This is a genomic window from Burkholderia sp. BCC1998, from assembly GCF_905339875.1.
Classification (GTDB): Bacteria; Pseudomonadota; Gammaproteobacteria; order Burkholderiales; family Burkholderiaceae; genus Burkholderia.
The window spans coordinates 1-24,777 of the sequence record NZ_CAJPHE010000023.1 but is presented as its reverse complement, the minus strand read 5'-3'; the positions used below and the strand labels follow the sequence as shown (position 1 = coordinate 24,777).

The 24,777-nt window shown below is 69.0% G+C and carries 20 protein-coding genes and 1 pseudogene; 13 read left to right on the top strand and 8 right to left on the bottom strand.

The features are described 5' to 3' along the window. Position 1 precedes the first annotated feature (1 nt). Positions 2 to 484 (bottom strand): VOC family protein, encoded by a 483-nt coding sequence (locus tag U5A56_RS30095; protein WP_124529611.1) that lies wholly within the window; start codon positions 482 to 484, stop codon positions 2 to 4. A gap of 134 nt (positions 485 to 618) precedes the next feature. After that, positions 619 to 891, bottom strand: coding sequence for a ubiquitin carboxyl-terminal hydrolase 14 (locus U5A56_RS30090; protein WP_124521100.1), 273 nt, complete (start codon positions 889 to 891; stop codon positions 619 to 621). Positions 892 to 1,097: 206 nt separating this feature from the next. Here U5A56_RS30090 and U5A56_RS30085 point away from each other — a divergent pair, with 206 nt between their 5' ends. Continuing rightward, entirely contained in the window at positions 1,098 to 2,369 is a 1,272-nt protein-coding gene (locus U5A56_RS30085) for an NAD(P)/FAD-dependent oxidoreductase (RefSeq protein WP_321926078.1), read from the top strand. A 40-nt stretch (positions 2,370 to 2,409) separates the two neighbouring features. Here the strand turns inward: U5A56_RS30085 and U5A56_RS30080 are convergent, their stop codons facing one another. Further along, the gene (locus tag U5A56_RS30080; protein ID WP_321926077.1) at positions 2,410 to 7,494 is read right to left on the bottom strand and encodes an AAA family ATPase; all 5,085 of its coding nucleotides are present in this window, start codon (positions 7,492 to 7,494) and stop codon (positions 2,410 to 2,412) included. 357 nt (positions 7,495 to 7,851) lie between these two features. Here U5A56_RS30080 and U5A56_RS30075 point away from each other — a divergent pair, with 357 nt between their 5' ends. From U5A56_RS30075 to U5A56_RS30065, 3 genes are all read left to right on the top strand, one after another. Beyond that, a complete protein-coding gene (locus U5A56_RS30075; protein WP_321926075.1) occupies positions 7,852 to 9,321 on the top strand; it encodes an ATP-binding protein in 1,470 nt (489 codons plus the stop codon). A gap of 101 nt (positions 9,322 to 9,422) precedes the next feature. Beyond that, positions 9,423 to 9,794, top strand: a complete 372-nt coding sequence (locus U5A56_RS30070) for a response regulator transcription factor (protein ID WP_321926073.1) — start codon at positions 9,423 to 9,425, stop codon at positions 9,792 to 9,794. Positions 9,795 to 9,912: 118 nt separating this feature from the next. After that, a complete protein-coding gene (locus U5A56_RS30065) occupies positions 9,913 to 10,581 on the top strand; it encodes a response regulator transcription factor (protein ID WP_260428093.1) in 669 nt (222 codons plus the stop codon). Positions 10,582 to 10,684: 103 nt separating this feature from the next. Here the strand turns inward: U5A56_RS30065 and U5A56_RS30060 are convergent, their stop codons facing one another. Both U5A56_RS30060 and U5A56_RS30055 read right to left on the bottom strand, forming a co-directional pair. After that, positions 10,685 to 12,127: an efflux transporter outer membrane subunit gene (locus U5A56_RS30060; RefSeq protein WP_321926071.1), complete on the bottom strand. Its 1,443-nt coding sequence runs from the start codon at positions 12,125 to 12,127 to the stop codon at positions 10,685 to 10,687. Continuing rightward, positions 12,124 to 13,152: an HlyD family secretion protein gene (locus tag U5A56_RS30055; protein WP_321926069.1), complete on the bottom strand. Its 1,029-nt coding sequence runs from the start codon at positions 13,150 to 13,152 to the stop codon at positions 12,124 to 12,126. The genes U5A56_RS30060 and U5A56_RS30055 overlap by 4 nt, the downstream gene beginning before the upstream one ends. A gap of 83 nt (positions 13,153 to 13,235) precedes the next feature. Between U5A56_RS30055 and U5A56_RS30050 the strand changes: the two genes are divergently transcribed. After that, positions 13,236 to 14,834, top strand: a complete 1,599-nt coding sequence (locus U5A56_RS30050; protein WP_321926067.1) for an MFS transporter — start codon at positions 13,236 to 13,238, stop codon at positions 14,832 to 14,834. Between the two features lie 130 nt (positions 14,835 to 14,964). On the opposite strand, the gene U5A56_RS30045 is transcribed toward U5A56_RS30050, so the two are convergent. Further along, complete coding sequence (locus U5A56_RS30045) at positions 14,965 to 15,786, bottom strand: alpha/beta fold hydrolase (RefSeq protein WP_193759869.1); 822 nt, start codon at positions 15,784 to 15,786, stop codon at positions 14,965 to 14,967. A gap of 549 nt (positions 15,787 to 16,335) precedes the next feature. On the opposite strand from U5A56_RS30045, the gene U5A56_RS30040 reads away from it, so the two are divergent. The 5 genes from U5A56_RS30040 (at position 16,336) to U5A56_RS30020 (ending at position 21,748) form a co-directional block, all read left to right on the top strand. Further along, a complete protein-coding gene (locus tag U5A56_RS30040) occupies positions 16,336 to 16,761 on the top strand; it encodes a DUF3331 domain-containing protein (RefSeq protein WP_321926065.1) in 426 nt (141 codons plus the stop codon). A gap of 67 nt (positions 16,762 to 16,828) precedes the next feature. Further along, positions 16,829 to 17,650, top strand: a complete 822-nt coding sequence (locus U5A56_RS30035) for an alpha/beta hydrolase (RefSeq protein WP_321926063.1) — start codon at positions 16,829 to 16,831, stop codon at positions 17,648 to 17,650. A gap of 195 nt (positions 17,651 to 17,845) precedes the next feature. Next, positions 17,846 to 18,019, top strand: a complete 174-nt coding sequence (locus U5A56_RS30030) for a hypothetical protein (RefSeq protein WP_321926061.1) — start codon at positions 17,846 to 17,848, stop codon at positions 18,017 to 18,019. A 292-nt stretch (positions 18,020 to 18,311) separates the two neighbouring features. Next, a complete protein-coding gene (locus U5A56_RS30025; RefSeq protein ID WP_321926196.1) occupies positions 18,312 to 20,111 on the top strand; it encodes a winged helix-turn-helix domain-containing protein in 1,800 nt (599 codons plus the stop codon). A gap of 173 nt (positions 20,112 to 20,284) precedes the next feature. Next, entirely contained in the window at positions 20,285 to 21,748 is a 1,464-nt protein-coding gene (locus tag U5A56_RS30020) for a mechanosensitive ion channel family protein (protein ID WP_321926059.1), read from the top strand. 41 nt (positions 21,749 to 21,789) lie between these two features. On the opposite strand, the gene U5A56_RS30015 is transcribed toward U5A56_RS30020, so the two are convergent. Together U5A56_RS30015 and U5A56_RS30010 are read right to left on the bottom strand one after the other, a co-directional pair. After that, complete coding sequence (locus U5A56_RS30015; RefSeq protein ID WP_044847128.1) at positions 21,790 to 22,698, bottom strand: LysR family transcriptional regulator; 909 nt, start codon at positions 22,696 to 22,698, stop codon at positions 21,790 to 21,792. Between the two features lie 211 nt (positions 22,699 to 22,909). Beyond that, entirely contained in the window at positions 22,910 to 23,191 is a 282-nt protein-coding gene (locus U5A56_RS30010; protein WP_044847129.1) for a XapX domain-containing protein, read from the bottom strand. 308 nt (positions 23,192 to 23,499) lie between these two features. Between U5A56_RS30010 and U5A56_RS30005 the strand changes: the two genes are divergently transcribed. The 3 genes and pseudogenes from U5A56_RS30005 to U5A56_RS29995 form a co-directional block, all read left to right on the top strand. Further along, positions 23,500 to 24,186, top strand: coding sequence for a hydrolase (locus tag U5A56_RS30005; protein ID WP_044847130.1), 687 nt, complete (start codon positions 23,500 to 23,502; stop codon positions 24,184 to 24,186). 170 nt (positions 24,187 to 24,356) lie between these two features. Continuing rightward, positions 24,357 to 24,524: a DUF1427 family protein gene (locus U5A56_RS30000; RefSeq protein ID WP_044847131.1), complete on the top strand. Its 168-nt coding sequence runs from the start codon at positions 24,357 to 24,359 to the stop codon at positions 24,522 to 24,524. Between the two features lie 19 nt (positions 24,525 to 24,543). Further along, positions 24,544 to 24,777, top strand: a pseudogene (locus U5A56_RS29995) (amidohydrolase); the annotation flags it as partial.

The window sequence follows — 24,777 nt, the reverse complement described above, 5'->3', positions numbered from 1 at the left end:
GTCAGTCTCCGGTGGATGCGCCGGCCGATGCGGCCGCGTCGGGAAGCGCGAGGCCCTCGACCTCGGCGGCAGGGAAGTTGAGTTCGATCGTCACGCCGGACGGATCCTCGATGAAGACCTGGTGCAGGCCGAGGCTCGGCACCGTGCGGTCGCGCCACGGGATGTTCTCGGCGCGCAGCGTGCGCCACGTCGCCTCGACGCCGGTCGCGAGGAACGCGATGTGGTCGACGGTGCCGGTGCCGGCGGCCGGCAGCGCCTTGTCGCCGAGATAGGCGGCAAGGCCGTCCGGATTGGACGGATCGACGCCGATGATGTGCACGGTGCCGTAATCGGCTTCGTCGCCGCCCTTGTAGAGCCATGCGCCGGGAAAGTCGAACGGCGGACGATAGCCGCGTTTGAAGCCGAGCACGCGTTCATAGAACCGGCACGATTTCTCGAGATCGAGCGTGCGGATCGAGTAGTGCGCAAGTCTGGATACAGGCATGGGACACCTCGTGTTTATCAGTCGATAAGTTATCGTTCGATAAATTCTAGTAGAAAAGATCGGCAGGACAAAGCCGCGATCGAGCGGTGTTTACCCGCAGTGGAAATGGGTGCCGGATGCCGGCGCGCGATGCGCTACGACGCGATTTCGCCGGCCATGACTTCGTCCGCGTAGCACCATACCCAGCGCTCGCCCGGCTCGATCGAACGGGCGAGCGGATGGCCGGTTTCGTGGAAATGCCGGCTCGCGTGGCGATTCGGCGACGAGTCGCAACAACCGACTTGCCCGCAGCTCAGGCACAGGCGCAGATGCACCCACCGGCTGCCGGACTTCACGCATTCCTCGCAGTAGTCCTTGTCGGTGTGCAGGACGCGCGCTTCGCCGAGGTGACTGCAGGTGGTAGTCATCTTTCGCTCCGATGCCGGCGCCGCAGAGCGCTCGCAGCGCGGCCGGCACGAAGCTGCAAGCGGAGGCGGACAGGATTCATTGTGGACGGTCGTGGCGCGAGCGGACCTTAATTCTTATTAAACGTCGCGGCGCGATGGCGACGACGACGTACAGTCGCAAGTGCGGCCGGGGTGCAATGTCGCGGTGCGGTCGCCGGGAGGGCTTCATGACGCAGTCTCAGCATGTCAGGGTAATCGGTTTGCCGAACAGCAAGGAAGCCTACGCAATTCGCGATTTCCTGAAGCGCGGCGTGGTCGAGTACGCGTGGTGCGAACTGACGTCGGACACCGATTGCGTGCGCGAGCTGGGCATCGCGCCGCTGCGCGACGTCCGGCTGCCGGTCGTCGTCTTTCCGGACGGTACGTGCATGTACCAGCCGACGCTGCCGGAGATCGCCGCCAAGCTCGGCTGGGTCGCGCGGCCGCGCTTCATCGAGTATGACCTGTCGATCTACGGTGCCGGCCCGGCGGGTCTGTCGGCTGCCGTCTACGCGGCATCGGAAGGGTTGCGGGCCGTCGTGATCGAGCGCGATGCGGTCGGCGGACAGGCGGGGACGAGTTCGCTCATCGAGAACTACATGGGATTCCCGGACGGCATCCCGGGCGCCGAGTTGGCCGAGCGTGCGCGCCAGCAGGCGGTCAAGTTCGGCGTCGAGCTGCTGATGATGCGCGAGGGCGTGCATGCGACGTTCGTCGACGGCAAGATTCGCGTCGACCTGGCCGACGGCTCGATTCTGACCGCGCGCGCGAACATCTGCGCGACCGGCATCGAATACCGCAGCCTCGGTCTGCCGGACGAACAGCGCTTTCTCAACGCGGGCCTGTTCTATGGCGCGGGATCGAGCGAGGCGCCGATGTGCGAGGGCAAGCACGTGTTCATCGTCGGCGGCGGAAATTCGGCCGGGCAGGCGGTGATGAACTTCGCACGGCACGCGCGTGAAGTCACGATGATCGTGCGCGGCGCATCGCTCGCGGCAACGCTGTCGCGCTACCTGATCGACCGGATCGAGCGCATGCCGAACGTGACCGTCCGCTACGGCACGACTGTCGACGCGTTGCAGGGCGACGGCCGGCTCGAGGCGATCGTGCTGCGCACGGAAGACGGTGCGCGGGAAGTGCTGCCGGCCACGCACCTGTTCGTCTGCATCGGTGGTGCGCCGAACACCGAATGGGCGAGGGACACGAACATCATTCGCAACGAGAGCGGCTACCTGGTCACGGGCAGCGACCTCTACGACTGTCCTGAATTCGGGCGCGTGTGGCCGCTCGAGCGCCGGCCCTACTATCTCGAAACGAGCGTGCCGGGTTCGTTCGCGGCGGGCGACGTCCGGTCGGGCTCGGTCAAGCGGGTGGCATCGGCGGTCGGCGAAGGGGCGATGGCCGTGACCTTCGTGCACCGCTTCCTGAGCGAGGACGCGCAACGGCAGGGCGCAGCCTGAGCCGTGCGGCGGCGGCGCCGCGATGCGTCGGTCGCCGGTATCAGCCGCGCGTCGACACCGGCAGCCGGAACGTCATCACGGTACCGTGCCCGTCGCGTGGCGCGGCGTCGAGCGTGCCGCCATGCGCCTCGATGATCGAGCGGCAGATCGCGAGTCCCATTCCCATGCCGTGCGATTTCGTCGTGAAGAACGGATCGAAGATCCGGTTGGCGATGTCCGCAGCGATGCCGGCGCCGCGATCGGCGATGCGGACGACCGCATGGCCGTCCTCGACCTGCGACGCGATTTCGAGTTCGCGCTGCGTGACGAGTCCGTCCATCGCGTCGAGTGCATTGGTGACGAGATTGAGGATCACCTGCTGGATCTGGGTGCGGTCGGCCATCGCGCGCACGCCGTCGCAGTGCAGGTCGACGCGCAGCACCACCTGCTTCGCGTCGATTTCCGTTTCGGTGAGACGCAGCATGTCGCGAATCAGGTCGTCGATCGCGACCGGTGCCAGCGCGGGCGGCGTTTGGCGCGCGAGCGATCGCAACGCGCGGACGATGTCGGCCGCGCGCACGCCGGATGCACGGATGTCGTCCAGGCTCGCGAGCGCCTCGCCGAGATCGGGTTGCGGGCCGCGCAACCAGCGCATGCCCGCGCCGGCGCTCGACACGATGCTCGTCAGCGGCTGATTGATCTCGTGCGCGATCGATGCGGCGAGTTCGCCCATCACCGTCATGTGCGCGGTGCGCGCGAGCTCGGTGCGCGCGTGCCGCAGCGCGGCCTCGGTCTCCACCCGGCGCGCGTTCTCGTCGATCAGCTCCGCGTAAAGCCGCGCGGATTCGAGCGCGTTGGCCGCCTGCGGCGCGAGCACTTCCAGCATCGCGATGCGCCGCGGCGAGAACACGCCGTTGCTCAGTGCATTCTCGAGATACAGCACGCCGACCAGCGCGCCCTGTTTCAACAGCGGCAGGCAGAACAGCGAGCGCGTCGGGTGCGCGCGCAGGCTGTCGACGTGATCGGGAACGCCGTCGCGCTGCGCATTCTCGAGCACGATCGGCTTGCGCGTGCGCGCGACGGTGTTCAGGATCGACAGCGGCACATCCTGTTCGGTGGGTTCGCTGCGCGCGATGTCGACGATCACGTCGCTGCCCGCGATGCGCGCCACCGCTTCGATGGTCAGCCGGTCGCGCCGGTTGAGCAGCAGCAGGCCATAGCGGGCGCCGGCGTACACGAGCATGTTGCGCATCAGCGTCTGGATCAGGCGCTCCAGCACGATTTCTTCGGACAACGAATGGGCGGCACGCATCGCGAGCGCGAAATCGAGATCTTCGCGCGCGGACGCGGCCGGGCCGCCCGGCGACGGATCCATCACGAGGAACGGATGCTGCGCTTCCATCGCCCGCGTCTTGCCGGTCGCGCCCCAGCGCCGGTAGCACGCATGGGCGAGCCGCAACTGGTGACGGGCCTGGCCGGCGAGCCCGAGCGACGCGGCATGCTGCGCGGCCCGCTCGTGCGCGAGCGCCTGTTCGTGCACGAAGCCGTGTTCCGCCGCGAGGCTGGCCGACGTTTCGTACTGCTGCATCGCGACCACGTGCTCGCCGCGCACGCGCGCGAACTCGGCGTCGATCAGCGCGAGCTTGTTGAGAAACGTTCCGGGATTTCGCTCGCTCCACACCGCGAAGCGGGCGCGCTGGGGCGCGAAGCGTTCGAGCATGCGTTCGGGCGGCGTTGCGCCGTCGTCGCACGCGATCCCGGCCAGCACGCTGAACAGGTGGAAATCGGCAAGCATGATGTGCGCGGGCGTCGACCATGCGCTCGACGCGGCCGCATCGAGCGATGCGCGCGCCGTCGCCGCGTCGCCGAAGATGAAGGCCGCCCGGCCGGCGAGCACGTCGGTCCAGAATGCCAGGACCGACATCGGGGTCCGGGTCGAGGCACGCGCACGCCACGCGCCGATCATCCGGTCCTGGCCGAACTGCAGCGCGTCGATGAATTCCGACTGGGTGGAGACGAGATCGACGATGTCGTCGTAGCGTGCGCCGCGCGCGATCTCCAGCAGCGGGTCGATTTCGTCGCGAATCGCGGGCAGCGCCTCGCCCATCGACAACAGATCGCTGACGATGTGGTTGCAGCTGTAGCACATCCAGCGCAGCTCGGCGCTTGCATTGCCGGCCGCTTTCGCCTCGCGCGCGCGTTCGAGTGCATAGGTGAGCGGCTGGGTCCAGACGCTCACCTGGTCGAGCGCGATCAGCGTGGCGGAGCGATAGCGTTCGAAGCCGTGGCGATCGACCAGCGCGAGCGCGACCTTCGCGAATTCGAAGCCGTCTTCATACGCGTCGTGATGCTCGGCGATGCTGACGCCGTACCACGCGAGCCCCTGTACCGACGCGGCAGTGACACCGTGGCGCAGCGTCAGCCGCACCATCGTCGCGAAATGCAGCAGCATCAACCCGCCGCTCGGATAGAACATCGCGGCTTCGAGCGCGGTCAGCAGTGCCATCGTGGCTTCCACGCGCGTGTCGGTCATCACGGGCAGGTCGACCAGGTCGGCGATGGCGCGGCCGTCGAGCGCCGCGCGCACCGCATCGCAGGCCGCCGCGAGATCGGCCTCGACCGGCTCGGCGGGCAGTTCGACGCCGAGCAGCGCCAGCCCGGCCAGCGCGACGTCGATCGCTTGCCGGTAGTGCGACTCCACCGTGAGCTGGGCGGCCTTCAGCCGATGCGCCTCGGCGCGGTCGGCGGGCGTGCGCGTACGTGCCATGAGCGTGTCGATCGCGTCGGACGCCTGTGCGGTTTCGCCGGTCGCGAGCAGCAGGCCGCTGCGCAGGATGCCGATCCGGCTGGCGAGGCCGTAGTGTTGCGACCAGGCATGCGGGCCGAGCAGCGATTGCGCCGACGCAAGAAACGACAACGCACGATCGCGCGCGGCGGCCGTGGCCGCGGCCTCCGCGGCGTCGGCGAGCGCACCCGCGTATGCGAGCGCGAGCGTGTCGTCGAGCGGCACGCCTTGCGCCAGTTCGATCTGGGCGGCGAGCGCCAGCAAGGAGTCGGGTGACGGCGGGTTCGCGCGCGCGAGCATCGCGGCGGCGATCCGGGCGTGGCGCAGCGCGCGCTCCGGGCGCCCCGTGAGTGCGTAGACGGCCTCGAGGATGCGGTCGTGAGCGAAGCGCCAGCGGTCGCCGGAGAGCGACACGAGACCCATCCGGCGCGCCGGGTCCAGCCAGAAGCGGAGTTCGGCCAGCGTTTTGTCGGCGGCCGCGCGCAACAGCGCTTCGTCGATGTCGATGCCGATACAGGCCATCAGCGCCAGCAGCGTTCTCGTTTCGTGCGGCAAGCGCTGCATCCGGACCGCGAGCAGGCTCACGACGTTCTCGGTCTCGTGGCGCGCCTCGATGTCGTCCGCATTCCATTGCCACGCTTGCCGCACCGGATCGTAGCCGAGCAGCTGCTCGTCGATCAGCGTGCGCAGCAGCTGCTGGATGTAGAACGGATTGCCGCCCGTCCTGCGATGAACGATGTCGCCGAGCCCGGACAAGCGGGCCGGCGCCTCGCCGAGCATGCCGGCGAGCATCCGCGTGACGTCGGGCGTATCGAGCGGTGCCAGCGTCAGCGACGCGACGCGGGCGCGATCGAGCTGCTCGCGCAGGTGCCGGAACGCCGGCGCGTCGTCATGCGGCGGCCCGCTCCGATAGCTGGCGACGATGCAGACATGGGCCGGCGGATCGAGCGCGATCGATGCGAGGAACGCGAGCGTCGCTTCGTCGGCCCACTGGATGTCGTCCAGTGTCATGACGAGCGGCTCGCCCGGCGCCGCGAACGCGCGGAATGCATTCACGACGATCTGGCACAGATGGAATTCGGGAATCGCATCGGTAGGGTCGAACGCGACCGGCTCGACGTCGAGCAGCCACCCGGTTTCCGGGAAGATCGCCGCAAGAAGACTGGCCTGCCGGCCCACGCAGTCGCGCAGCCGCGCGGCGATCGCCGCGATTTCGTCGTCGCGCCTCGCCAGCGCGCTGCCGAACAGCGTGCGCAGCGCCTGCAGCACGGCCGCATACGGCCGCGCGGGCTGGAACCGGTCGACCGTGGCCGACGCGAACCAGGCGGTGCGCGACGCGGCGCGCGCATGACGCACGAAGTGTTCGGCGAGCGCGGTCTTGCCGACGCCGGCCGGTCCGCTGACCAGCACGAGGGCCGACTCGCCGGTGCGCGTGACGCTCTCCAGGATCCCCTCGAGCAGATGAATTTCCACGTCTCGGCCGACCGGCAGGTCGAGCGTGTGCAGACCGGCGAACGGATCGCAGCCGCCGAGCGCGAAGGGCTCGACGCGCCCCGCGGCGAGCCAGTCGTGCAGGATCCGTTCGAGATCGTGCTGCACCGCTTCACAGGACGGGTAGCGATCGGCGGGTTCCTTGGCGATCAGCTTCAGGATCAGATCGTTCAGGATGGCGGGCACGTCGCCGCGAAACGCCGCGGGCGGCGACGGTTTGATCGCGACGTGCGCGTGGACCCAGTCGGACGTCGACGCGGCCTTGTAAGGCATCGCGCCCGTCAGCAGGCGGAACAGCGTGATGCCGAACGCGTACAGGTCGGCGCGCTCGTCGACGCACGCGCCTGCCGAGACTTCCGGCGCGGCGTACGCGGCGAAATCCGTGCGCATCGTGCGGTCCGCCGCCTGTTTCGTCGCGCGCTCCCGGGCATGGGCGAACGAGCGGAGCATGACGGTGCCGTCCGCTGCGATGACGAAACTGGCCGGCTGGAGATCGCCGTGCAGCCAGCCGCGCCGATGCAGTTCCCCGAGCGTGCGGGCGGCGCCGATCGCCGTTTCGAGAAAGGCGTCGAGCGGCAGCCGGCCGTCGGTCAGCGTGTCGAACGCACGCACGTCCAGGCGCGGATGAACGAGCACCGGGCCGTCGGCCGCGCGGATCAGCGCCACCGGCAAGAGCGCCCAGGCCGGGTCCAGGATCCCGTTCAACGCATGTTCCTGCTCGAACTGCCGGCAGCGCTGGTCGAATTCCCAGCCGGTCTGGCACGCCGGCCACACGCGCCCCGTCGCGCGGTCGGTCAGGTCGAAGGTCAGGACGTCGCCCGAGCGCACCACGTTCGACAGGCGGGCACGCGCGAGCCATTCGGCATCCATTCGGTTCGTGTCGTCCGGGTTACGCAAGGGCTGATTCACGGTGGGGCGGCGGGCTGGGTGGAGGAGGTGGAAGCGGCTCGCGATGCGGGATCGGCCGGGCTCGGTCGCGCGCGTTCGGGCCGCGACCCGTGCATTGTCCGACAGCCCGCGGGATTTTGCAGTACCCGCCGCGCCCTTGAGCCCCGGCGGCCGGCCGGGGCCGGACTTAAACCTATGGATAATATTCGCGGCGCCGGTTGCGACCTACGATACGGTCACGCCTTCCGGCATGCATCGGCATGGCCGGACGGGCAACCCAGGAGCGCGTCGCCTCGCGAGGCGGCGCGAGGTGGCAGGCAGCATAAGCGAGTGCGGATCATGTACACGTTCGGACGGGTGACGGTTTCCCTTGAATGCCGCGAAGTCTGTGTCGACGGGCAGCCCCGGTATATCGGCGCCCGGGCGTTCGAGATCCTCGAACTGCTGGTGAAGGCGGCCGGCCGGCTCGTGTCGAAGGACGAGATCATGCAGGCCGTGTGGCCGAACACGATCGTGGTCGAGAACAACATCCAGGTCCACGTCTCGACGCTGCGCAAGCTGTTCGGCGGCAAGCACGGGTGGATCCGGACCGAATCGGGCCGCGGCTACCGGCTCGCGCCGCCGGCCGACCATGCGATCGGCGATCGCCCGCCGCTCGCGTTCGACTCGGCAGGCAATGTCCGCGCGAGTGCTACGCCGCGCAAATGTCCGATGATTGGCCGGGAGCAGGAAGCGGCCGAACTGCACGGGCTGCTCGATCGCGAGGCGCTCGTCACGCTGGTCGGCCCCGGCGGCGTCGGCAAGACGCATCTGGCGCTGGAGGTCGCGACGGCCTGGTCGGCGGCGCACGGGATCGAGATGGTCCGGGTCGACCTGGCCGGCCTGCGGGCCGACGCGACACTGGCGTGCGCGGTGCTGGACGCGTTCGACCTGCCGGGCGGCCCGGGCGCGGGTCCCGCCGACGTCGTCCGGGCGATCGGCGAGCAGCGCGTCGTGCTCGTGTTCGACAACGCCGAGCAGTACGTCGACGAACTGGCCGACCTGAGCGAAGCGATCGCGGACGCGAACCCGGGCGCGATACTCGTCGTGACGAGCCGGGAGCCGTTGCGGGTGGCGGGCGAGCGGGTTTATCGCGTCGGGCCGCTGTCGTTGCCGCCGGCCGGCGCGAACGCCGACGACATCGTCGCGAGCGGCGCGGTCCGGATGTTCCTGGCGCGCGCGCGCGCGATGGGTACGGATCTTCCGGCGGACGCGAAGACGCTCGACGCGATCGCAACCCTCTGCCGCCGCCTGAGCGGCCTGCCGCTCGCGCTCGAGCTCGGCGCGGCCCGTGTCGCGTCGCTCGGCATCCAGGGGCTGGCGGCGGATCTCGACAAGTCGGTGCTGTCGCTGTCCGGCGGCCTGCGCACGGCGCACCCGCGCCAGCAGACACTCAGGGCCACCATCGAGTGGAGCTATCGGCTGCTCGACGACATGGAGCGCATCGTGCTGTGCCGTCTCGCGGTGTTTCCGGATGCGTTCCGGCTCGACGCGGCCTGCGCGCTGGCCGCCTGCAACGAACTGGGTGCGGACGAGGTGCTGGACTGTCTCGTCAGCCTGGCGTCGAAATCGCTGCTGGTCGTTCATTCGGTCGGACTGTCGAAGCGCTACTCGCTGCTCGAGGTCGTGCGCGCGTATGCGCTCGAGAAACTGGCGGAATCGGGCGAAGCCGGGCGTCTCCACGCGCGCCGCGCGTCGTTTGCGGCCGACCCGCACGCGGACGCGCTGCAGCCGGCGCCGGCCGTGCCGGTCGCCGGATCGTGGGCGTGACAGCCGGGCTGCGCGGACCTGGCGCGCAGCGGCGGCGCCTGTCGATGCGGCATGAACCGCACGGCGCTCACCTCGATTGACACCATTTAGGTTTTTATTTCATGGCCCTTGTTTGCATCATCGATGACGATGCGTCGGTCCGAAAGAGTCTTGCCAGCCTGCTGAAATCGGCGGGCCATACCGCATTGCCGTTCGCGTCGGGCGAGGAATTTCTCGCGACCGGCCCGCTGGACGACGCGGCGTGCGTGCTGCTCGACCTGAAGATGAAAGGGATGGGCGGTCTCGACGTCCAGCGCCTGCTGGTGCTGCGCAACGCGGCGCTGCCGGTCATCCTGATGTCGGCGCACGGCGACGACGAGTCGGTCCGCCGTGCGCTCGCGCAAGGCGCGGTCGCGTTCCTGCGCAAGCCGTTTCCATCGGACGACCTGCTCGACCTGATCGATCAGGTCGCATCCGGCACACCGCCCGCGTGAGCGGCGCGTCCGCCGTCATGCCGCGCGCGCCGGCGTGTCCGCCCGGACTTTTCTCGGTTTATCATTCGATAATGAAGCGGATGCCTACACGAGGAATGCGATGGCGAGCACGCCGGATATGACTTCGAACCGTCACCAGGGCGCGGGCGATCCCGCGCCGATCGTCTATGTGGTCGACGACGACGAAACGCTGCGGCGCGCGCTGAGCGCACTGTTGCGTTCGGCCGGGTTTCGCGTCGAGACGTTCGCGTCGTCGCGCGCGTTCCTCGCATTCGAGCGGCCCGACGTGCCGAGCTGCCTGATCCTCGACGTGCGCCTGGCCGACGAGAGCGGACTTGCCGTCCAGGAGGAAGCGGTGCGCGCGGGCATGAACGTGCCGATCCTGTTCATGACGGGTTACGGCGACGTGGCCACCACCGTCAAGGCCATGAAGGGCGGCGCGCTCGATTTCCTGACCAAGCCGTTCGACGACGACACGATGCTCGATGCCGTCGGCCGCGCGCTGGCCAGCGACGGCGAACGCCTCGCGCGCGAGCGTGCGCTGGATGCGGTGCGGCAGGCCTATGCGTCGTTGACGCCGCGCGAACGCGAAGTGATGAGCCAGGTGATCGCGGGCCTGATGAACAAGCAGATCGCGGCGAATCTCGGGCTGCAGGAAATCACGGTGAAGGTGCATCGTGCGCAGGTGATGAAGAAGATGCAGGTCCGCACGCTGCCGGATCTCGTGCGCCAGGCCGAAGCGCTCGGCGTGCGCCCGGCGGGGGCGGGTGGCAGAGCGGGTGACTGAGCGGGTGACCGTGCAACAACGCAAAAACGTTAGGTAAGCTTAAGGGCGGCATGAAAGCGTCTGACGCCGTTCCAGCGAACGCGCGGCGCGCGTTCGTGCAGCGTCACAAGCGTCCGGCGCGACGTGCGTCGCCGGCCGGCGCGGACACCGATGTCGGCGGCGTCCATCCGCCGCCCAGCGCGCGCACCAGGCCGATCGTCGCGATGGCGAGCGACTGGCGGCTGTGAATCAGCTGGCGTTGCGCGCTCAGTGCATCGCGGTCCGCGTCGATCACCTCGAGATAGCTGACGTAGCCGTGCGCATAACGGCTCAGTGACAACCGCGCGGCCGCCTCGGTCGCGTGCGCCGCGCTGTCGTAGCGCGCGATCCGCTCCTTCTGCGCGGCGATGTCGTTGAGCGCGTCCTGAACCTCGCGCAGCGCGCCGAGCGCGGTCGCGCGATAGTTCGCGTCGGCGAGGTCCGCGCCGGCCGTCGCGGCGGCCACCGCGGCGTCGCGCTTGCCGCCGTCGAATAGCGTCTCGGCGACGCTCGCGCCGAGCCCCCACAGCGAACTGTTGCGATCGAGAAACGTGCCGAGATCGCGGCTCGCGAAACCGCCCTGCGCGGTCAGCGTCAACGTCGGCAGCCACGCGGTGCGGGCGACGCCGATCTCGAGCGACGCCGCGTCGGCACGGCGCGCGGCCGCGTAGACGTCGGGCCGTTGCGCGAGCAGCGCGGACGGCAGGCCGGGCGGCACGTCCGGCACGCGCACGCGCGATGCGGTGGGCGCGACGGCGAATGCGGTCGGCGACACGCCGGTCAGCACGGCGAGCGCGTCGACGAGGTTCTCGCGCAGCCGGCGGCTGTCCGCGAGATCGGCGCGTGCCGTATCGAGGTCGGCCGACGCGCGCAGCGCGTCGAGATCGCTCGCCGCGCCGGCGCGCACGCGCGCGGCGATCACGTCGAGCGCGGTGCGGCGCAGCTCGATCGCGCGCGCGAGCGTCGCGAGATCCTGTTCGACGAAATGGAGCGTCAGGTAGTCGGCCGCGACGTCGGTCGCCACGCGCAGGCGCACCGCCGCGCGATCCGCGTCCGCCTGCAGCACGTTCTGCCGGCCGATCTCGGCGTCGCCGCGCAGGCGGCCCCACAGATCGACTTCGTAGCTCGCGGTGAACGGCACCGACCAGTTGTGCATCGTGCGTTTCGGCAATGCGTTGTCGACCGTGCCCGACACGCGCGAGCGGCTGAACGACGGCGCGACGCCGACGGTGGGCGCCAGCGCGGCTTCGCGCACGCCGAGCAGCGCCTGCGCCTGGTCGACGCGCGCCGCGGCGGCGCGAAGGTCGGGATTGCCGGCGAGCGCGGCATCGACGAGCGTGACGAGCGGCGGCGCGCCGAACCATGCGGGCCACTCGGCGAGCGTCGCGGCGGGTGGGTTCGCCGCATCCGCATGGCGGAACGGGTCTGGTCCGACCGGTACGGGCGCAAGCGGCCGCGGCGCGATCGTGCATGCGCTCAGCAGGCAGGCCGCGAACACGGCGGCGAACGGGGCGGCGATGCGGATCATGGCTGCGCGCGCTCGGGTTGCAGCGTGACGACGACCGACAGGCCGGGCCGGATGCGCGGCTCGGTCACCGCTTGCCCGTCGAGCAGGATCTTCACGGGCACCCGCTGCGTGACCTTCGTGAAGTTGCCGGTCGCGTTGTCGGGCGGCAACAGCGAAAACTGCCCGCCGGTCGCGGGCGACAGGCTGTCGACGTGGCCGCTGAAGGTCCGCTCCGGCAGCGCGTCGAAGCGCAATTGCACGGCGTCGCCGGTGCGCACGTGTCGCAGCTGCGTTTCGCGGAAGTTCGCGACCACCCACGGGTGCGGCTCGACGAGCGTGAGCAGCGCCTGGCCGGGCGCGACGTGCTCGCCGGTCTCGACGGTCTTCTTGCCGACATAACCGTCGGACGGCGCGACGACGGTCGTGTATTGCAACTGGAGTTCCGCATCGCGCAATTCGGCGTCGTTCTGGTTCGACACGGCGGCCGCCGCCTGCCACGCGGCCTGCGCGCTGCGCCATTGCGCGTCGGCCGCGTCGATGCGCGCGCGGGCGGACTTGCGGGCCGCGTTGGCCGCATCGAATTCCTGCTGCGACAGCCCGCGCGGCGTTTCGCGGGTCAGCTCGCGGGCCCGCGCGTAATCGAGCTCGGCCTTCTCGGCATCCGCATGCGCCGACACGCGCGTCGCGTCGGCCTGCTCGACCAGCGCCTTCGCGCGGCTCGCATCGGCGTGGGCCTGCGCGACGCGCGCCCGCTGCAGCGCGACGCGCACTTCGAAATCGCGCGGGTCGAGCCGCACGAGCGGCTCGCCCGCATGCACGAACCGGTTGTCGTCCACCAGCACGCGCTCGACCGTGCCGGCCACGCGCGGCGAGATCACGTGCAGATGGCCGGTCACGTACGCGTCGTCGGTGCCGCGTTCGTGCGCATCGTATTCGTAGACCAGCAGCGCGACGAGCAGCAGCGCGCCGGCGGCGATCAGCACGACCGGCCACTTGCGCGAACGCGCGGCGGGAACGGACGGCGAGTCCGGCGGGTTCGGGGTCATGGTCGGGATACTCCATCGTACGGACGACTTTCTTCGTATCGCGCTATGCTTGCGCGAGCCTCATATGCGGGAGCCGCTCGACGATGAACACCACGTTCGCCCCCGGTGGCGCGACACCGGGGCCGGCCGCCGCGCCGGCCGCCGCGCCGGCCGCCGACATACCGACGTTTCGCTCGATCGCCGCGATCGCGTCCGTGCTGCTCGGCGCGATCATCGCGACGCTGACGTCGCGCATCACGTCGCTCGGGCTCGCCGACGTGCGCGGCGCGCTCGGCGTCGGGTTCGACGAAGGCGCGTGGATCAACACGGCGTTCACCGCGTCGCAGATGTTCGTCGGCCCGCTCGCGATCGCGGCGGCCTTCGTGTTCGGCACGCGCCGCGTGCTGCTGGCGGGCGCCTCGGTGTTTCTCGTCGTCGAAACCGTGCTGCCGCTGTGCACGAACTTCGGCACCTTCATCGCGTTCCAGAGCCTCGCCGGCTTCGCGTCCGGCGTGTTCGTGCCGCTGACCGTCGGGTTCGTCGTTCGCACGCTGCCGCCGCGGCTGATCCCGTTCGGCATCGCCGCGTATGCGATGAACCTCGAGATGTCGCTGAACCTGTCCGCGACGCTCGAAGGCTGGTACAGCGAACACCTGAGCTGGCGCTGGCTGTTCTGGCAGAACGCGCTGCTGACGGTGCCGTTCATCGTCTGCCTGCTGCTGTCGCTGTCGAACGAGCCGGTCAAGCGTTTCGTGTCCGGCATCGACACGCGCGGCATGCTGCTCGGCGCCGGCGGGTTCGCGTGCCTGTGCATCGCGCTCGACCAGGGCGAACGGCTGTTCTGGTTCCAGTCGCCGCTGATCGTCGCGCTGCTGTGCATCGGCATCCTGATGATTGCCGCGTTCCTGATCCACGAACTCACGTCCCGGCAGGCCGGGCTCGATCTCGGCTACCTCGCGCTGCCCAACGTCGCGCTGCTGATCCTGCTCGTCGGTCTCGTGCGCTTCACCGTGCTCAACACGAGCTTCATTCCGTCGGTGTTTCTCGCGAGCACCTACGGGCTTCGCCCGCTGCAGATCGGCGATACGCTGCGCTGGATCGCGATTCCGCAACTGCTGTTCGCGCCGTGCGTGGCGTGGCTGCTGCAGCGCGTCGATCCGCGCCGGCTGATCGTGGCCGGTTTCCTGATGGTGGCGGTCGCGTTCGCGCTCGGCGCGCGGCTCACGCCCGCGTGGGCCGAGCCCGACTTCATCCCGTCGCAACTGCTCCAGGCGCTGGGCCAGACGATGGCGCTCACGTCGGTCATCTTCTTCTTCGGCAAGCATGTGACGGCCGAGCACGCGCTGACGTTCGGCGCCGTCGTGCAGACGACGCGCCTGCTGAGCGGGCAGCTCGGCACGACGTCGATCGCGGTGATCCAGCGCATCATGGAGGCTACCCATTCGAATCTCGTCGGTCTGCATGTCACGCTGTCTGATCCGCAAACGCTCGCGCGGCTGCGGGCTGGCGCGGCGTCGCTCGTGTCGCACGGCGCCACCTTCGCCACGGGCGACCAGGCGACCTACGCGCTGCTCGACCGGGCGGTCCGGGTCCAGGCGACCACGCTCGCGCTCGCGGACAATTTCCGGGTCGCGATGGCGTTCGCCGTCGCGGGGGTGTTGATCGGCATCCTGCTCCGGCCGGCGCGCGCGCCATCGCCATGAGCCCCCGCCATCGCGCAGCGACGATCTTAGCGATCGCGCTCGCCGCGACGGAATGGCGCCGGGCTGAAAATTCCTGAATCTTCCTGAACGGCGCGCCGGCGCCAGGGCCGCGCGCGCCGTGCCGCAGCGCTTACGCCTTCAGGAACGCGAGCAGTTCGGCATTGATCAGGTCGGCGTTGACGACGCACATCCCGTGCGCGCCGCCGGGGATCACCTTCAGCTGCGCGTGCTTCACGATCTTCGCGGACAGGCGCGCCGAATCGTCGATCGGCACGATCTGGTCGTCGTCGCCGTGCAGGATCAGCGTCGGCACGTCGATCTTCTTCAGGTCCTCGGTGTAGTCGACCTCGGAGAATTCCCTGACGCACTGGTACTGGCCGTACACGCCGCCCATCATGCCTTGCGCCCAGAACGCGTCGATCGTGCCTTGCGACACCTTGACGTTCGGCCGGTTGAAGCCGAAGAACGGCACCGCGAGATCCTTGTAGAACTGCGAACGGTTCTCGGCGACGTTCTTGCGGATGCCGTCGAACACGTCCATCGGCAGGCCGCCCGGATTCGACGCCGATTTCACCATCTGCGGCGGCACCGCGCCGATCAGCACGGCCTTCGCCACGCGCTTCGTGCCGTGCCGGCCGATGTAGTGCGCGACTTCGCCGCCGCCGGTGGAATGGCCGATGAGCGTAGCCTCGCGCAGGTCGAGCGCATTCATCAGCGCCGCCAGGTCGTCGGCATACGTGTCCATGTCGTTGCCTTGCGACGGCTGGCTCGAGCGGCCGTGACCGCGCCGGTCGTGCGCGATCACGCGGTAGCCGTGCTGCACGAGGAACAGCATCTGCGCGTCCCACGCATCGGCGCACAGCGGCCAGCCGTGCGAGAACACGACCGGACGGCCGCTGCCCCAGTCCTTGAAGTAAATCTGCGTACCGTCTTTGGTGGTGATCGTGTTCATCGCATGGGCTCCTTGATGGGCGGAAGCGGCGTGTTTGGGGGCGGCGGCGGCAGCGGCCGGCAGCGCGGCGGCGGCAACGGCGGTCGCGCCGGCCAGCAGCATGTCTCGGCGGCGCGCCGAGGGAATGGCGTCGTGATCTGCGGGACGCATGAGGACTCCTTGAACGTGCGGTGCAATGGTGCCGCGTTGGATTTGAAGGGTTTCGGATCTGCCCGCGAGCGGCGCTCGCGCGGGCGGCCGGCGCGTTCGCGTTCGCGCGCCGGCAGGCACGCAAGGGCACGAACGAACGCCGACAGGAGGCTATCCCGCGACCGCGCGGCGCGTACTGAAATCGTGCTGAATTGTCGTGAACGCGGCCGCCGCGCGCCGCGCGAGCGCGCCCGCCAGAAAAATTAAGCCCGGCGTAAAGACTCTTCAGCGGCGGCCCGTTATCGTCGGCATCAGGTCATCCCGTCGCGGGTCTTGCCGGTTCGCGGCGGCGGATGACGCATCGCGATGCGTGCGGGTGCGAGACATCCGGCCCGTCGCCACTTGCCCGGATACGCCGCCATGGACGCCTTCAATCGCTGGGAACACGTGATGACGCTGCTCGACCCGTCGGCCGCCGCGCGCCGCCACGCGCCGCCGCCACTTCGCGACCCGGACGCCGCGTGCCGTCGCCATCGCGACGAAGTGCCGGCCGCGTCGAGCGACGGCATGCGCCGCCGGTGCGCGATCGTCGCGGCCGAGCGGCAGACCGATTCGTCGGTCCTGATATCGTGGAGCGATCCCACGCGCTTTCGCTACGACGAGCAGCGCTGGATCAGCGCCAAGTCGCGCGGCCTCGGACGCTGCGCGCTGACCGGCATCACGATCCGTGCCGGCGATGCGATCTACAAGCCGCAATGGCGCGGCGCGAAGCGCCCGGCGAACTATCGGGACGTGATCCTCACGGCCGAGCTGAACCGCTTCATCGCCAGGCTGCCGCGGTCATGACGCGGCACCCGGCGCGCCGTCCGTCGGCACCGGCCGGCGGCCGCCTTTTCACCACCGAGGGATCCGCATGAGCACGTTCACGACACGCGACGGCGTTTCGATTCACTACAAGGACTGGGGCGCCGGCCGCCCGGTCGTGTTCATTCACGGCTGGCCGCTGAATGCGGACATGTGGGACGTCCAGATGCATCATCTCGCGTCGCATGGCATGCGCTGCATCGCCTACGACCGGCGCGGCTTCGGCCGCTCCGGCCAGCCGTGGACGGGTTATGACTACGACACGCTGGCCGACGATCTCGCGACGCTGATCGAGACGCTCGGGCTGCGCGACGTGACGCTCGTCGGCTTTTCGATGGGCGGCGGCGAGGTGGCGCGCTACATCGGCCGGCACGGTACGCGGCACATCGCGAAAGCCGTGCTGATCGGCGCGGTGACGCCGCTGGTCGCGCGCCGCGACGATCATCCCGACGGGGTCGACGTTGCCGTGTTCGACGGCATTCGCTCGGGCATCGTCGCGGATCGCGCGGCGTTCTTCGAAAACTTCTGGCCGCTGTTCACCGGTTCGAACCGGCCCGCGTCGACGATCTCGCGCGCGGCGCTCGACTGGACGACGTTCATGGCGTTGCAGGCCGGCTTGAAGGGCACGCTCGATTGCGTCGGGGCGTTTTCCGAAACCGATTTCAGGGCGGATCTCGACCGGTTCGACGTGCCGACGCTCGTGATTCACGGCGACGACGACCAGACGGTGCCGCTCGCGCTGACGGGCGCCGCGACCGCGAAGCGCGTGCCGCGAGCGACGCTGAGCGTCTACGAGGGCGGGCCGCACGCGCTGTATCTGACGCACGCGCAACGCCTGAACGACGAACTGCTGGCGTTCGTCCGCGCGTGATGCGGCGGCGGAGCGACGCGGCGCGGCGGACACTGCCGGCTGCTCGCGCTCACTCCGCCCATTTCGACCCGAGCACCAGGCCGCAGAAATTCGTCCGACGATAGTCCGGGGTGCAATGCTCGGGCACCTCGGCAGCGCAAAGAGATCCGTTTCGACACCCGCGCCACGCAATGCCGTCAGCGGTCTCATGTATGGATGAATGCCAACGGCTGCATGCAACGCGGCGGCGTACGGCAATTCGGCATCGAATGCGATGCCGCGGCGCATACCGATGATAGATGCAAACGCGAACACGCGCATCGCATGCAGGAACAAAAGTTTTTTTCCCGCAACATCGGCGCAATTCATTCAAATCGCCACGGCAAGTGATTCGCGCAAAAGCAAATCAGGAATGGCGGCGCTTTTATCACACCAAACAGGTTCATTGGTGAATCGCTGTTTCGCCTGTTGCCGACGCCGGAAGCCGTGATGCGCGGCGCCGGACGAGGTGCAGCGCGAATACCGGCCTGCGGCGGACATTCACGGTTGTCGTCGATTCAAAAAATTTGCTCTTTGGCTTCTAATAATTTGAATCAATGGATGCTTAAAATGCCGTAGCATCTGCATCGCCGGTGTCATTTCCGACAGGGCATCGATGAATGGAAGGCGATTAAGAATTCAAATGATCCGGATTGGAACCCTTCACGTTTTCCTCGACAGGCGTGAAATTCGCTCGAACGGCAAACTGCTGCGAATCGGCAGTCGCGCATTCGAAATTCTCGAACTCCTGATTCGGGCGAACGGCGCGTTGGTATCGAAAGACGAGATCATGCAGCGCGTGTGGCCGCACACGGTCGTGGAGGAAAACAACCTGCAGGTGCATGTCGCCGCGTTGCGCAAGGCGCTCGCCGACAACCGGAACCTGATCATCACGGTGCCGGGGCGCGGCTACCGGCTGGTCGCCGGGCAAGCGCAAGCGCCGGCCGCGGCGCCCGTGCGTCCCGCGACATCGCGGCTGGCGCCCGCGCCGACCGCACTCATCGGCCGCGAGCAGACGGTCGCGGACGTCCTCGCGGCGCTCGACACCGCGCGCGTCGTGACGCTGGTCGGTGCGGGCGGCATCGGCAAGACGCGGGTGGCGCTCGAAGCGGCCATGCGGGCCGAAGCGCGCTTTCCGGATGGCGCCGCGTTCGTATCGCTGGCCACGGTGGCGTGCCCGCACTTCGTGCCCGACGCGCTGGCCGGCGCGTTCGGCCTCGTGCACCCGGCCGGGTCGCTGACGCTCGAAGCCGTGCTCGCCAGTGTCGCGCATCGGCGGATGCTGCTCGTGCTCGACAATTGCGAACACCTGCTCGATGCCGCCGCGCGGATCGCGACCGCGCTGACCGAGTCGGATACCGGTTTGTGCGTCCTGGCGACCAGCCGCGAGGCGCTGCGGATCCAGGGCGAGCGGCTGTGTCCGGTTCCGCCGCTCGAGGTACCCGCCGAGGGCGCCGACGAACGCGAGACCGCGGGCGCGAGCGCGGTGCAGCTGTTCTCGGCGCGCGCCCGCGCCGCCGACCCGCGCTTTCCGCTCGACGAACGCTGCCTGGCGCTGATGGCATCGGTATGCCGGCGTCTCGACGGGCTGCCGCTCGCGATCGAACTGGCCGCGGCCCGCGCGGCCGTGCTCGGCATCGACGTGCTCGCCACGCATCTCGACGACCATTTCCGGCTGCTGACCGGTGGTTTTCGCACGGCGTTGCCGCGTCATCAGACGCTGCAGGCGATGTACGACTGGAGCTATCGCCTGCTCGACGACGCGGAGCGCTTGCTGCTGCGCTGGCTCGGGGTGTTCCGCGACAGCTTCTCGATCGACGCGGTGCGCGACATCGTCGGAACGAAGGGGCTCGTCGACGCGGCGCTGCTCGACGCGATCGCGGGCCTCGTGTCGAAATCGCTGCTGAGCCTCGAGAGCGCGCATGGCGCGCCGCGCTACCGGCTGTTGACGACGACGCGCGCGTACGCGCTGCAGCAGCTCGAGAACAACGGCGAATGCACGGCCGCGGCGCTCGCGCACGCGCGCTACTTCCTGGCGCTGTTCCGGCGTGCGCCCGGCAGCGACGACGGGCGGCTCGCCGAATCGCGGCTCGACGTGATCCGGCGCGAACTCGGCAATCTGCGCGCGGCGCTCGACTGGGCGTTTTCGCCGAACGGCGACGCGCGGGTCGGCATCGCGCTGGCGGCGGTCGCGGTGCCGTGCCTGTTCGACCTGTCGCTCGTGGACGAGTGTCGCGAACGGGCGCGCGCGGCGCTCGACGCGATGCGCGATCTCGACGAGACGCCCGCGTGCGCCGACGCGCGCGTGCGGCTGCTGGCCACGTATGCGGCCGCGCTCGCGCATACGTCGGGGCCGACGCAGATCGCGCACGACGCGTGGTCGGAAGTGCATGCGCTCGGGTTCGAGGCGGGCGAGGCCGAACTGCCGCCGCGCGACGCGTAGCGCGGCGCGCCGACCGCGCATTCAGAACGTTTCAGGCCGAACACAGGACCCGGTTGGCCGGCGCGTCTACATTGCATGCGCGGGGACTGTCCGCTCATCGCTGTCGCGACGCCATCGACTGCCGGCGCAGGGTCCCCCCCCCGTCGCGAAGCACGCTCTCAGCCCATTCCAGCATGCCGAACCTGTCCGTCACGGTCGCTTACGGCGCGCCGATCGTTCTTGCCGACCTGATCGCCTGGCGGCTGCTCGGGCGCGGCCGTTCGACGACGAAAGCCGTGTGGCGCTGCGCATCGTTCGCAGCGTTGACCTACGTGCTGTTCTCGACCGGCGTGAGCCCGCTCGCGGTGCCGGCGTCGCCCGACCGGTTCGACCGGCTCGCGATCCAGGTGATCGGCGTCGCATGGTGGCTGCAGTGCGCGCTGGTGTTCAGCCTGATGCTCGATCATCTGCTGCTGCCGCGCGCATGGCGCAACCAGCGGCTGTTCCACGACATCGCCGCGGGCGCCGTGTTCGGTGCCGCCGCCGTCGCCGCGCTGGGCTACGTGCTCGGGCTGCCGCTCAGCGGCGTGGTCGCGACGTCGGGGGCGGTCGCCGTCATCCTCGGGCTCGCGGTCCAGAACACGCTGAACGACGTGTTCTCGGGCCTGGTGCTGAATACCACGCAGCCGTTTCGTCTCGGCGACACGGTGGCGATCGGCGCGCTGGAAGGGCGCGTCGTCGAAAGCAACTGGCGCGCGACCAAGCTGATCGACAGCCTCGGCAACCTGGTCGTCGTGCCGAACAGCGTCGCGGCCAAGGCGGCAATCGTCAACCTGAGCGAACCGGCGAACGTGTACGGCGTGACGCTGACGATCGAGCTCGACCCGCAAGCGCGGCCCGCCGTCGTCGTCGATGCGCTCGCGCATGCCGCGGCCAGTTCGCTGGACGTGCTCGCCAGCCCGGCGCCGATCCCGGTCGTCAAGGCGTTCAGGACCAACTCGATCGAATACGAACTCGTCTGTTACGTCGACTCGCTGCAGAAAAAGATCGACGTCCGCAACCGGCTCTACGATCTGGCCCACCGGCATCTGGCTGCCGCGGACGTCGCGCTGCGCCCGCTGACGGGCGCGCCGGCGGCACCCGGTCCGGCGTCGCGCGGGCAACGCCTGCTGCGCGCGGTCGAGCTGTTCAGGCAGCTCGACGACGCGGACCTGGCGGTGCTGGCCGATGCGCTCGCGTCACGCGTGTTCAACAAGGGCGAGGTGATCTACGCGTCGAATTCCGACGCGCGCCTACTGACGATCGTCGCGGCCGGCGTCGCGGCGGTGTTCGTGCCCGGCGCGACGGGCGATACGGAAGTCAGGCGGATGGCGCCCGGCGACGCGATCGGCCAGTCCGTCGTGCTCGCCGGCACGCAGCTGCATGCGAGCGTCTACGCGGTGACGGCCGTGACGGCCTATCAGCTGAGCAGTCGCGACCTGTCGCCGCTGATCGCGAGGAAGCCCGAACTGGGGCGGCTGATGTGCGAATCGCTCACCGAGCACATCGCGACCGAGGAGAAGATGAGGATGCCGCCGGCCGCGAGCGCGCATGCGTCGTTCAGCCTGATCGAGTGGCTCGAGAAGGAGATGAAGCGCCTGCACGATTCGTTCGGCTGACGCGGCGGGCGACGGCGGTCGCGGCCGCGAAGAGAGCGCGGTCAGGCGAGCGCGGTGAACCGGTCGACGAGATCCGGGCGGTCGAGTTGTTCGACCCACCAGTGCAGCGCGCGTCCGGCCTCGTCGCCGCGCCACGCGAGGTAGCACTGGGTCGTGTCGCGCATGCCGGTCACCTGGCGTGCGACCAGCTTGCCTTGCGCGATCGCGCGTGCCGCGATGCACTCGGGGAGCGTGCCCACCGCGAGTCCTTCGCACTGCGCGGCCAGTTTGGCGGCGAGGGTAGGGACGGCGAGATACGGCTGCCCCGCGTCGACGGCGATCGAACGCGGCGGCAGCTCGCGGGACGTATCGGAGATCGCCGCGCCGCGATGGGCGACGACCGATGCCAGCGACAGCGGTTCCGGCAGCGCCGCGAGCGGGTGGGTGGGGGCGACGGCGAACACGTGCCTGAGCGTGCCGATCGGCCGTGCCACGATGTCCGGCAGCTCGGGCGGCTCGCCCGTGGCGCCGACGACGAGATCCGCGCGGCGCGAAATCAGCGCATCCCAGGTGCCGCCGAGCACTTCGGTGGACAGTCGTAGCCGCGTGTCCATCTCGAGACCGTAGAACGTGTGCACGTACGGCCACATCGCCTCGAACGGCAGGATCTCGTCGACACAGATCCGGACCTCGGTTTCCCAGCCCTGCTGCGCACGCTGCGCCTTGCGTTCGAGCTGTTCGGCGGCATGCAGCAGCCGGCGGCCCTCTTCGACGACCACGCGCCCCGCGTGCGTGAGTTTTGCGCGGCGTCCGCTGCGGTCGAACAGCGCGACGTCGAGGTCGCTTTCGAGCTTTTGTACGAGGTAAGTCAGCGCGGACGGCACGCGGTGCAGCAGTTCGGCGGCTTCGGCGAACGTGCCGGTGCGGTCGATCGCGTCCAGTGCTTCGAGCGCTTCGAATGACAGCTTCATGGCGAATTCCACGGAGGGACGTCGGGCTGCCATGTTAGCGTCAAGCGCCGCTCGATCCAATACCGTTCAGGACGATCCATCGCGCGGCCGGGCGGCGGGACGCAACGGCATGGCGCGGGCCAGGCCGCGTGGCACCACCGTGATCGAAGGAACACGACGGCGTGGCGATGCCCGCGGACGGGCATGGCTGCATCCGGTCAACGGGCGTGCGTCACGTCGGCGTCGAATCGCGGCGCGTCGCGGCGGTGTCGGGTGCGTGGGCACCGGGCAGCGCACCGAACATGTGCTGGCTGCACTTCGCATCGCGCCACGCGGTGCCGAGCCGGATACCGCTGAACATCCGCCGCGCGACCGGCAGGATCTGTTCGCCGGCCAGGATGCCCAGCAGGCCGACGAGCGCGACGATCGGCGGCGCCGGCGACGGCACGCCGATCAGCGCATAGACGATACCGGCGAGGAGGCCGGCGAACAGCGAGGCGGTGTACGGTTTCATGGGATCCGGGTGAAATGGCGGCCGTGTAAAAAATACGGATAACTACCGATCCGGCGTCGCTTCGGCAGTCCGCGACCAGCCTATCAGGTCTTCGTGTTCACCATGGTTCGGTTCAACGAAATTCAGATCTTTTAAGCCTGAGCGTCGCGGCCCGCGCGAATCAGAATGATTAATTGGCGTGATCGGGAATTTGCGTATTGAATGATGCCGGCTGGCTGTCGAATCTCCCGGCACAGCGTATTGGCTGCCTCCCGCATGGGTCGGCGAGGCAGGCCGCATTTTTCTCCGCGTCAAAGGACATCACCGCCATGAGCAACCCGAAGCTTGAAGTACTCACTCCGCACAACAGCCAGCTGATCTTCATCGACCAGCAGCCGCAGATGGCGTTCGGCGTGCAGTCGATCGATCGCCAGACGCTGAAGAACAACGTCGTCGGCCTCGCGAAGGCCGCGAAGGTATTCAACATCCCGACCACGATCACGACCGTCGAAAGCGACAGCTTCTCGGGCCACACGTATCCCGAGCTGCTCGACGTGTTCCCGAACCAGAAGACGCTCGAGCGCACGTCGATGAACTCGTGGGACGACCAGAAGGTGCGCGACGCGCTTGCCGCGAACGGCCGCAAGAAGGTAGTCGTCTCCGGCCTGTGGACCGAAGTCTGCAACACGACGTTCGCGCTGTGCGCGATGCTCGAGGGCGACTACGAGATCTACATGGTCGCCGACGCATCGGGCGGCACGACGCAGGCCGCGCATGATTTCGCGATGCAGCGCATGGTGCAGGCCGGCGTGGTGCCCGTCACGTGGCAGCAGGTCCTGCTCGAATGGCAGCGCGACTGGGCGCACCGCGAGACGTACGACGCCGTGATGGCGATCGCGAAGGAGCATTCGGGCGCGTACGGCATGGGCGTCGACTACGCGTACACGATGGTCCACAAGGCACCGCAGCGCACCGCGACGCCGCACGAGTCGATCCCGGCCGTTCCGGCGAAGTAAGCGCGGACGGTCTGCGACCGTCGATGCCGGTGCGGCGGGTTCGATGCGAACGCGCCGCGCCGGCTCCGTTGCCGCGGACGGCGGACCGTGAACGAATCACGGATGCCGTCCGCGGCGTGTTGGCCGGGACGTCAGGACCTGCTCTCCAACCAGTCCGAGAAATTGATCGTATGGAACCCTATCTGGTTTCCCTTGGTGCGGGCTTGCTGATCGGTGTCATTTACAGCGCCATCAAGGTGCGCTCCCCGGCACCGCCACTGATTGCCCTTGTCGGGTTGCTCGGCATGGTGATCGGCGTGCAGGCCATCCCCACCCTCAAACAGCTCTTTGGCTTCTGATCGAAGCGAGGTGATGCATATGACCGCAACCGGGACTCAACCGGATCTGATCCTCCACAACGGACGATTCACGACCCTCGATCGCGCGAACCCCGTCGCGACCTCCGTCGCGATCAAGGACGGCCGCTTCGTCGCGGTCGGCAGCGACGCGGACGTGATGCCGCTCGCGGGCAGCGCGACGAAGATCGTCGATCTCGGCGGCCGCAGCGCGCTGCCCGGCCTGATCGACAACCACTGCCACGTGATTCGCGGC

Coding starts and splice junctions, on each gene's coding strand:
- U5A56_RS30000 (WP_044847131.1), top strand. CDS start 24,357: ATGGAACCCTATCTGGTTTCCCTTGGTGCGGGCTTGCTGATCGGTGTC.
- U5A56_RS30045 (WP_193759869.1), bottom strand. CDS start 15,786: ATGAACACGATCACCACCAAAGACGGTACGCAGATTTACTTCAAGGAC.
- U5A56_RS30065 (WP_260428093.1), top strand. CDS start 9,913: ATGACTTCGAACCGTCACCAGGGCGCGGGCGATCCCGCGCCGATCGTC.
- U5A56_RS30085 (WP_321926078.1), top strand. CDS start 1,098: ATGACGCAGTCTCAGCATGTCAGGGTAATCGGTTTGCCGAACAGCAAG.
- U5A56_RS30095 (WP_124529611.1), bottom strand. CDS start 484: ATGCCTGTATCCAGACTTGCGCACTACTCGATCCGCACGCTCGATCTC.
- U5A56_RS30010 (WP_044847129.1), bottom strand. CDS start 23,191: ATGAAACCGTACACCGCCTCGCTGTTCGCCGGCCTCCTCGCCGGTATC.
- U5A56_RS30035 (WP_321926063.1), top strand. CDS start 16,829: ATGAGCACGTTCACGACACGCGACGGCGTTTCGATTCACTACAAGGAC.
- U5A56_RS30040 (WP_321926065.1), top strand. CDS start 16,336: ATGGACGCCTTCAATCGCTGGGAACACGTGATGACGCTGCTCGACCCG.
- U5A56_RS30015 (WP_044847128.1), bottom strand. CDS start 22,698: ATGAAGCTGTCATTCGAAGCGCTCGAAGCACTGGACGCGATCGACCGC.
- U5A56_RS30005 (WP_044847130.1), top strand. CDS start 23,500: ATGAGCAACCCGAAGCTTGAAGTACTCACTCCGCACAACAGCCAGCTG.
- U5A56_RS30090 (WP_124521100.1), bottom strand. CDS start 891: ATGACTACCACCTGCAGTCACCTCGGCGAAGCGCGCGTCCTGCACACC.
- U5A56_RS30075 (WP_321926075.1), top strand. CDS start 7,852: ATGTACACGTTCGGACGGGTGACGGTTTCCCTTGAATGCCGCGAAGTC.
- U5A56_RS30060 (WP_321926071.1), bottom strand. CDS start 12,127: ATGATCCGCATCGCCGCCCCGTTCGCCGCCGTGTTCGCGGCCTGCCTG.
- U5A56_RS30055 (WP_321926069.1), bottom strand. CDS start 13,152: ATGACCCCGAACCCGCCGGACTCGCCGTCCGTTCCCGCCGCGCGTTCG.
- U5A56_RS30050 (WP_321926067.1), top strand. CDS start 13,236: ATGAACACCACGTTCGCCCCCGGTGGCGCGACACCGGGGCCGGCCGCC.
- U5A56_RS30025 (WP_321926196.1), top strand. CDS start 18,312: ATGATCCGGATTGGAACCCTTCACGTTTTCCTCGACAGGCGTGAAATT.
- U5A56_RS30030 (WP_321926061.1), top strand. CDS start 17,846: ATGAATGCCAACGGCTGCATGCAACGCGGCGGCGTACGGCAATTCGGC.
- U5A56_RS30080 (WP_321926077.1), bottom strand. CDS start 7,494: ATGGATGCCGAATGGCTCGCGCGTGCCCGCCTGTCGAACGTGGTGCGC.
- U5A56_RS30020 (WP_321926059.1), top strand. CDS start 20,285: ATGCCGAACCTGTCCGTCACGGTCGCTTACGGCGCGCCGATCGTTCTT.
- U5A56_RS30070 (WP_321926073.1), top strand. CDS start 9,423: ATGGCCCTTGTTTGCATCATCGATGACGATGCGTCGGTCCGAAAGAGT.